This is a genomic window from Kitasatospora sp. NPDC048540 (assembly GCF_040651175.1).
Taxonomy (GTDB): Bacteria; Actinomycetota; Actinomycetes; order Streptomycetales; family Streptomycetaceae; genus Kitasatospora.
On sequence record NZ_JBEZIR010000030.1, the window covers coordinates 73894 to 80390 of the forward strand.

Here is a 6497-nt window from a genome sequence, read left to right on the forward strand (position 1 = left end):
CCGGGTGCTCGGCGACGTCCCGCGGTCCCGCAGCCCCTGCGGCCGCTACCCGAGCTGCGCCGAGGTCGTCCGGCCCCTGGTGGTCAGGCCGAAGCCGTAGGGGAACAGGGGGTCGTACTGCGGGTCGCCGATGTTGATCGGTTCCTGGGCCTCGCTGCGCGGCCAGGTGACCGGGAGCCTGCCGGTGAAGGGGCGCTTGCCGAACAGGACGTCGGCGACGCCGTCGCCTTCGCTGCCCGGGAGCCAGGACATCACGAAGGCGTCCGCCGCGGGCAGTTGGCCGGTGACGATCTGGGGGCGGCCGGCGACGTCGAGGACGATGCAGGTGCTGATGGCGGAGCAGACGCGGTCGATGTTCGCCCGGTCGGTCGTGGAGAGCTCCAACGTGTGGCCGCCGACCCCGACGTCGCCGAGCCCTTCCGCGTAGGGGGTCTCGCCGATGACCACGATGCCCACGTCGTAGCCGGTGGTGGGGGCCGCGGCATCGGCGCTGTAGGTGACGTTCGGGGCCGCGTTCCGGATGCCTTGCAGGATGGTGGTGCCGGGGAACGCGGTGTTGCCGGACTGTCCCTGCCAGGTCAGCGTCCACCCGCCGGCCTGGTTGCCGAGGTCGTCGGCGTTGACCCCTGCGACGTAGATCCGCTGGGAGGGCGCGAGCGGCAGGGCGTGGTGGTCGTTCTTCAGGAGCACCTGGGACTCGGCGACCGCCCGGCGGGCCACCGCCCGGTGGGCGGACGAGCCGACACTGTCGATGTTGGTGCGGTCCGTGTAGGGGTGCTCGAACAGGCCGAGGTCGAACTTGGCGCGCAGGATGCGGGACACGGCGTCGTCGATGCGCGACATCGGTACGCGGCCGGCCTGGACCTCGGCCGAGAGGGCCTGTTCGAACTGAGGCGCGTCGTAGGGCTGCATGAACATGTCCATGCCGGCGTTGACGGAGGTGCGGACCTGGGTCGCGAAGTCGCCCGGGAGCTCGGTGATGGCGTCCCAGTCGCTGATCAGGAACCCGTCGAAGCCGATCTTCCGCTTGAGGACGTCGGTCAGCAGCTCCTTGCTGGCACTCATCCTGACCGGCCCGCTGCCGGGCACGTCGGTCCACTGGACGGAGGAGTAGGACGGCATGATGCTGCCGACGTGGTGCGCCTGGACCGCCGTGACGTACGGGGCGAGGTCGACGGCGTCGAAGCGCCGGTGGCTGGTGACGGTGACACCGCGGTCGATCCGGTAGTCGCCCGTGGTGGAGGTGCCGTACGTGGTGTCGCCGTCGCCGGCGAAGTGCTTGACGGTGGCCAGCACCCGGTCGGGCCGGGCCAGGTCCGAGCGGCGGGTGCCCTGGAAGCCGTCGACGGCGGTCGTCATCCGGCTCACCAGTGCGGGGTTTTCGCCGAAGCTCTCGTAGGCCCGGCCCCACCGCTCGTCCCTGGTCACGCACACGCACGGGGCGAAGACCCACTGCGGGCCGGTGGCCCGGGTCTCGGTGGCCGTGATGTGCTCCTCCTCGGCCACCAGCCCGGGATCGCGGGTGGCGCCCATGCCGATGTTGTGGGGGAAGACCGTCGCACCGGCGAGGTTGCCGTGACCGTGCACCGAGTCGACTCCGTACAGCAGCGGGATGTGCAGACGGGTCGTCAGGGCCTGCCGCTGGTAGCCGTCGACCATGTCCGCCCAGGCCGCGGGCGTGTTGGGGGTCGGGGTGGAGCCGCCGCCGGACAGCAGCGAGCCGAGGTTCAGGGCGGCGATCCGGGTGGGGTCGGCGTCGACCGAGCCGCGTTCGGCCTGGGTCATCTGCCCGATCTTCTCCTCCAGCGTCATCCGGCCGAGCAGGTCGCGGACCCGCTCCGCGGTGGGGAGGCGGGGGTCGAGGTAGCGCGGCGTGCGGGCCGCGGCTGCGGCGTCGGGTCCGGTGGCGGGTTCGGCCCTCGCCGCGGACGCCGGGAGCGCCGCGCCGAGCAGGGTGGCCGCGGCCAGCAGGACTCCGGCTGCGCGCCGGCCGGAGCCGGGTCGGGGGAGGAGGGGCTGGTGCGTCATGTCATTGCTCCTCGGGAGTGGGGGTGGTGGGTGCGGTGGTACCGGGTCGGCGTCGGGACGGGAGCTAGTTCAGGGCCCAGACCTGATTGGTCTGGGTGCCGCCGCCGTAGCAGTCCCAGATCTGCAGCAGGGCGCCGTCGGCGGAGCCGCCCGCGTCCAGGCACTTGCCGGACGCCGGGTTGACGACGGTGCCGTTGACGTTGAACTGCCACTGCTGGGCGCCGGTGCCGTTGCACGACCAGAGCTGCACCTTGGCGCCGTTGGCCGTGGAGCCGCCGGCGACGTCGAGGCACTTGCCGGACTGCGGGTTGACGAGGGTGCCGCCGGTGCGCGTCCACTTCTGGTTCCAGCCGGTTCCGCAGTCCCACAGCTGGACCGGGGTGCCGTCGACGGTGCCCCAGTCCTTGAGGTCCAGGCAGCGGCCGCTCTGCCGGCCGGTGACCGTGCCGGACGTACCGCCGCCGCCGGAGCCGTTGGCCTCGTAGGAGAAGGAGTTCACGGCCAGGCCGGGGCCGCCGACCCACGGCTCGAAGCCGAACTGCACGCTGGTCATGTACCAGGACGGCGACAGGTAGCCGCGGCCGATCGAGTCGTCGGTGAAGTCCTTGATGCTCACCGTCATCGCGTTGGTGGGCTGATGGCGGACGTAGGAGACGGTGTTCCAGGCGACGCCGTTGTTCTGACGGCCGTACCAGACGTCCCAGTCGGCGCCCTCGATCCGGACGGTGGCCACCTTGGAGCCGAACGGCGAGGGCGGCCCGGCGTGGTTGGCCCAGATCATCATCTCCTCGCCGTTGTTCTGGCCCGACGGGTTGGCGCCGGTGTCGAACCAGATGTCGTACGAGGCGTCCCACTGCCCGTCGGCGGTCGAGAAGTCGACGCTGGACTGCGGATTGCCGAAGGCCGACACCTGGAGCGGCAGGCCGTTGCCGCTGGAGCAGTTGCCGTAGTGGCAGCCGGCGTAGATCGACGGGTAAGCAGCGGGCGCGCCGCCGGTGGAGACGCTGTGCCAGCCCTTGGTGACCTTGAAGCCGTCGTTGCTCACGTCGATGCACTGCTCGATCGAGTCGCCCCACTCGTTGTTCTGGACGACGTACTTCCCGCCCGAGACCTTCACGCTGTCGGTCCGCCCGCAGAGGGCGGTGCCCGCGGACGCCGGGGAGGCGCCGACCAGGGAGGAGAGGGCGGCGATGAGCACCGCGGCCAGGACGGCCGCGATCGCGGAGGCGGCGCGGTGCGGCCTGGGACGGGATCCGGGCATGGGAGTCCTTTCGGTTCGCCGGGCGGGTCGGTGACGCACCCGGGGTGGAGGGGATGCGCGTCGAGCGGCAGTGTGGGAGCGCTCCCGCGTTTGGTGGCGCGGACGCCTGTTCCTCCCGGAAGCGGCGCATGGGTGCGCGGGGTGCGCGGACGGGACCGCTCCGTGGGGGCGGCTCGGACGGTGGAACCGGTGGGCGGCAGGCGAGCCGCGCGGCTCACTCGCACTGCGACACATGAAGCCAGCGAGGCTGATGGACTGTCAAGCGGTCTGCTTGCCTTCAAGTTGTGAAGTCATGGCGGCATGTCCCTGACGAGGGTGGATCGAATTCGGCGCGCCGGATTGAGGATTGGCGGGCGGGCCGCGATCGGGGCCGGACGATCTTCGGCCGGCGGTCGGGGACCGGTTTGGCCAGTTGGTCGGCGCCGGTCGGGGTTCGCGCCGTCGGGTGTCGTCCGCTGTGGGTCGGGCCACGTGCGAGGGGCGAGGGGCGCGATCCCCCTAGAGGGTTGGTGTACCTGTCAATTCATCAGTCAACGAGACGGCTGCTCGGTCCCGCCCGGCCGGGGTGCCGGGCGGGACCGGGCGGTGCGTCAGGGCGTCGGGACGGCGGAGGCCGCATGCTTGTCCGTGTACGGCACGATCGTGCCGGCCGCCCGCGCGGCTTCGCCCCCGTCGATCCGGGCGGTCCAGCCGGGATCGCGCACGATCGCCTCCAACTGCTCCAGACCGAGCGGCGGTTGCTCGGTCAGGACGGTCTCGCGTCGCGCATCCATGAGGCTGGTGGTGCCGGCGGTGACCCGGACACCGTCCGCCCGCAGCAGGTCGACGCCGCGCTGGATCTGGGAGAACACCTTTCCCTCCCACACCACCAGCCGGCCGCCGTCCGGCAGCACGGTGGTCCGGCAGTAGGACAGCGGCCCGCGGGCGGCGCAGGCGAAGAAGTCCTCAGCACTGGAGGGGTGGTTCGGATCGGGGCTCCAGCCCGGTTCGACCGCCAACCCGATCACCGCCGACCCGTGGCCGCCGTCGTACGTGACCTCGCCGCGCACCTCCGGCCGGCTCTGGCCGGGCAGCGTCTCGCTCCCGCTGAACGCACCGATCGGCGAGCCCGGCGGGAGCAGCGCGATCAGTCTTCCGACCGCGGCCTGCCCGGTCAGCGGCACCGTGCCGGGCGCGGTGGTCCCGATGGCCGGGCCGGGCGGCCGCGGGGCCGCGGTCGCCGCGGGCGGGACCTTCGGGTGCGCGTGCGGCAGCACCAGCAGGCCGCCGACGGCCAGCGCGCCGCCCGCCGTGACCGCGGCGGCCGTCGCGGCCCGCCGCCGCCGGCGGATCGCCCGTCCCTCGGCGGCCGCGTCGGCGACCAGGGTCGCCAGGTCCGGTGCCGCCCCGCCGACCGCCCGCCCGAGCGCCTCTCGCAGTTCCTGTCCATCGCGGTCGGATCCGTGCATCGCGTCCATCCCGTGCTCCTGTCCTTCACGTCGAGTCGTCGTTCGCGTCGATCGGTCGTTCTTGTGGTTCGCGCCGAGGCGGGTAGGTCCGGGCGTGTGGCGGCTACGAGCTGCCGAGACCGGTCAGCTGTTCGCCGAGATGGGCCCGCAGCCGGTTGAGGGCCCGCAGGCTGCGGGTGCGCACCGCGCCGACGTTCAGACCGAGTTCGGCGGCGGTCTCCTCGACGCCGCGGTCCTCCCAGTAGCGCAGCACCAGGACCGCGCGGTCGCGGGGCGGGAGCAGGGCAAGCGCCGACAGCAGGGTGATCCGGAGGCTGGGGCCCTCGGTGAAGGTCTCCCGTTCGGGCAGTTCGCCGATGGCGGACCGTTCCGCCGTGCGCCGCAGACGCCGGTGCGAGAGGTAGGTACGGACGAGGACCCTGCGCGCGTACGCCTCCGGGCTGTCGGCCCGCCGTACCCGTCCCCAGGACGAGTAGATCCGGGCCAGGGCGCTCTGGGTGAGGTCCTCGGCCAGGTGCCAGTCCCCGCAGAGCAGGAGCGCCGTCCGGAACAGTGCGGTCCCCCTCGCATGGGCGAACTCCTCGAACTCCCGTTTGCTCTGCGCCCCTGACCTGCTGCCGATCACGTTCCGTTCCCTCCCGTACCGTCTCCCGGCAGGTAGACGACTGAGGCCCGGAACCGCGTTACAGGACTCGGGAGGAAAGTTCGCCCCGCCCGCGAGGCGCCACGGTGCTGCCCCCGCAGGTGCCACCGGCCGTGCAGGCGGGGAGAGTCAGCCGCGGGAGAGATCCTGAGGCGACCGCGGCCGGTTGCGGCACGTGACGGACAAGCGGACCGCGCGTGGAACTGGACAACGCCGTGGAGTACCGGACGGTGCTCATGGACACCCTCCCGAGGAGTGAACCCGGCTGCCCGTGCCGCCCCGGCGGATTTCGTGTGCGCCCGTGGCCCGACGACCGGCAGGCACCAAGGAAGGCGTCACCGGCCCTGTCGGAGGGGACCGGTAGCCTGCCGGCGTCCTCAATCACGGAAGGTCTGGACGAATCATGCACGACGAGCGGCCGGTGGACCGGATCCTCGGGCAGCGCTGGGAGGAGTACGCCCGGCGCCGCCTCGCCCTGACGGGCCAGGGCCACCCGGGCCGTGACACGGTGGTCGAACTCTTCGGCGAGCCCGACCCGTTCGAGGTGGTCGTCGCCCCCTTCGACGACCGGTGGCCGGGCATCGCGGGCCCGGCCGCACCGACCCGGACCGACCCCGACCGGCTGGCCGCCGGGATGCTCGACGCCCTGGCCCGCGCGGAGCGCGCCAGGGGTGACGGGTCGTCGGGTGTCCTCGCGCAGGCCGGGCGCAGCACGGACGTGCCCGCACTGGCCCGGCGGCACGACCTGCCCGAGCCCTGGGAATCCGATCCGGCGGAGCTGTCCGCGGTCCTGCGGTCCTGGGAGGAGCGTTTCGGTACCCGCTTGGTGCTGCTCGAACGGGAGCGCCTGATCCTCTCCGTGGCGGCACCCCCGAGCACCACGGACGCGGCACAGGCCGTCGCGGCGGAGAACTTCGCCTTCGCACCCGACACCATCACCCAGGGCGACCACGAGACCCTGCGCCCGTACGCGGCGCACGAGGTCCTCGGCCGACGGATGTGGTCCTTCTGGTGGGACTAGGTGTATTGACCCGCAGGGTTGTTGACACGGCTGATCGGTGGTTGTCCTCCGATGGCGGTGTGGCAGCGATGGTAGTTGTAGCGGTGGAGGAAGTCG

Annotated in this window: 5 protein-coding genes and 1 pseudogene; 1 reads left to right on the plus strand and 5 read right to left on the minus strand. The window is 72.4% G+C overall.

Features of this window, described 5'->3' with window-relative positions; genetic code table 11:
• Positions 1-45: 45 nt before the first annotated feature.
• The 4 genes from AB0D08_RS14940 to AB0D08_RS14955 all read right to left on the minus strand — a co-directional run bounded on the left by AB0D08_RS14940 (position 46) and on the right by AB0D08_RS14955 (position 5362).
• Positions 46-2028 (minus strand): glycoside hydrolase family 3 protein, encoded by a 1983-nt coding sequence (locus tag AB0D08_RS14940; protein WP_359888898.1) that lies wholly within the window; start codon positions 2026-2028, stop codon positions 46-48.
• Between the two features lie 64 nt (positions 2029-2092).
• Complete coding sequence (locus AB0D08_RS14945; protein WP_359888901.1) at positions 2093-3289, minus strand: RICIN domain-containing protein; 1197 nt, start codon at positions 3287-3289, stop codon at positions 2093-2095.
• Positions 3290-3879: 590 nt separating this feature from the next.
• On the minus strand, positions 3880-4746 hold the full coding sequence (locus AB0D08_RS14950; protein ID WP_359888903.1) for a hypothetical protein: 867 nt from the start codon (positions 4744-4746) through the stop codon (positions 3880-3882).
• Between the two features lie 94 nt (positions 4747-4840).
• Complete coding sequence (locus tag AB0D08_RS14955; protein WP_359888904.1) at positions 4841-5362, minus strand: SigE family RNA polymerase sigma factor; 522 nt, start codon at positions 5360-5362, stop codon at positions 4841-4843.
• A 421-nt stretch (positions 5363-5783) separates the two neighbouring features.
• On the opposite strand from AB0D08_RS14955, the gene AB0D08_RS14960 reads away from it, so the two are divergent.
• Positions 5784-6401, plus strand: coding sequence for a DUF4253 domain-containing protein (locus AB0D08_RS14960; RefSeq protein ID WP_359888907.1), 618 nt, complete (start codon positions 5784-5786; stop codon positions 6399-6401).
• Here AB0D08_RS14960 and AB0D08_RS14965 read toward each other — a convergent pair.
• Positions 6398-6497 (minus strand): annotated as a pseudogene (locus AB0D08_RS14965) (IS481 family transposase); the annotation flags it as partial. The gene AB0D08_RS14960 and the pseudogene AB0D08_RS14965 sit on opposite strands and share 4 nt — an antisense overlap.

What these genes read in the sequence shown, in the direction of transcription:
- AB0D08_RS14940 (WP_359888898.1), bottom strand. Translation starts at nt 2,028, where the DNA reads ATGACGCACCAGCCCCTCCTCCCCCGACCCGGCTCCGGCCGGCGCGCA.
- AB0D08_RS14945 (WP_359888901.1), bottom strand. Translation starts at nt 3,289, where the DNA reads ATGCCCGGATCCCGTCCCAGGCCGCACCGCGCCGCCTCCGCGATCGCG.
- AB0D08_RS14950 (WP_359888903.1), bottom strand. Translation starts at nt 4,746, where the DNA reads ATGGACGCGATGCACGGATCCGACCGCGATGGACAGGAACTGCGAGAG.
- AB0D08_RS14960 (WP_359888907.1), top strand. Translation starts at nt 5,784, where the DNA reads ATGCACGACGAGCGGCCGGTGGACCGGATCCTCGGGCAGCGCTGGGAG.